General features: G+C 43.7%; 1 protein-coding gene. It reads right to left on the bottom strand.

What is annotated here, in order from left to right:
• Positions 1 to 3: 3 nt before the first annotated feature.
• Entirely contained in the window at positions 4 to 786 is a 783-nt protein-coding gene (locus U9P07_05000) for a flagellar hook basal-body protein (GenBank protein ID MEA2108760.1), read from the bottom strand.
• Between the last annotated feature and the right edge of the window lie 343 nt (positions 787 to 1,129).

Consider the following 1,129-nt stretch of genomic DNA (forward strand, 5'->3'; position numbering starts at 1 on the left):
CCTCTACAGGGCGGCAATTTCGCTGGCCGCCAGGTGGTTTACATCCCCCAGGCTGGTTATTATTTTCTGCTGCAATTCATATTGCCGGGAAATTTCAATCAGACCCACCATCGAAGACAGGGGATCAACATTGGAAAGCTCTTTCACCCCCTGGCGCAAGACCACATCATCAACTATCTGCGGGGTACCGGAAGCCTGTGAAGCCTGAAAATTGCCAGCCCCGACTTTGCGCAATGCCTGAGGATCAGCAAATCGCACCAGACGGATTGTTCCCACCGTTGTCCCATTAACAACAACGACACCCTGCTCATTTATTTTTATATCAATACCATTTTTTGCATCGGTACCATCAATAACCAAAGGCTGGCCGACACCGTCTGTATTCAGCAAAACGTTGCCATCGGCAGCAATCATTTCTTTGCTGCTATTCAGTCCAAAACCACCGGCACGGGTATAATAATCGTTCCCATCCCGGGGACTACGGACAACAAAAAAGGCATCCCCCTCAATCGCCACATCAAGCTTATTCCCGGTTGGTTGCAGAGCACCGGGTTTGAAATCCACCTGATTATCCTGATTAAAGGTAGCGTTAACATATTCCATCTTGTCTCGAGAAAATCCAGGTTCTGAAAATCTTACGTTTTGTTGCGCCAGGACTGAACTGAAAACCGGCATTTCCCGTTTAAACCCGGTCGTATTGAGATTAGCCAGATTGTTTGTCATAATATCCAGACGGCGCTCATTAGCCAACGAACCGCTCAATGCGGTATAAATTCCATGATTCATGTAAACCCACCATGCCAGGATAAATGCTAAAATAATAACAAGCTTACCAATAACAAGCTAATCTCTTGAAAATTAATATTTGCAACTTGCGTACCAACATCAGAATACTTTTTAAATATTTGATTTTACAGTGTTTTTACGAGTACTGACTAACAAAACTTCAATCAAGGACGGGCTTATTTTTCCGCTGTAACAGACATAAACGGCAATATATGCCTAGGAGGTTGGCTGAAAAAAATATTGACAAACCATCAGGGATTGACTAGAAAATTATTAACAATGTTAGATGATGGTAACATTGATGAGTGTGAGGATGAAACGGAGAGAAGAATGACCACCCAGA

This window comes from Pseudomonadota bacterium, assembly GCA_034660915.1.
Classification (GTDB): Bacteria; Desulfobacterota; Anaeroferrophillalia; order Anaeroferrophillales; family Anaeroferrophillaceae; genus DQWO01.

Coding starts and splice junctions, on each gene's coding strand:
- U9P07_05000 (MEA2108760.1), bottom strand. CDS start 786: ATGAATCATGGAATTTATACCGCATTGAGCGGTTCGTTGGCTAATGAG.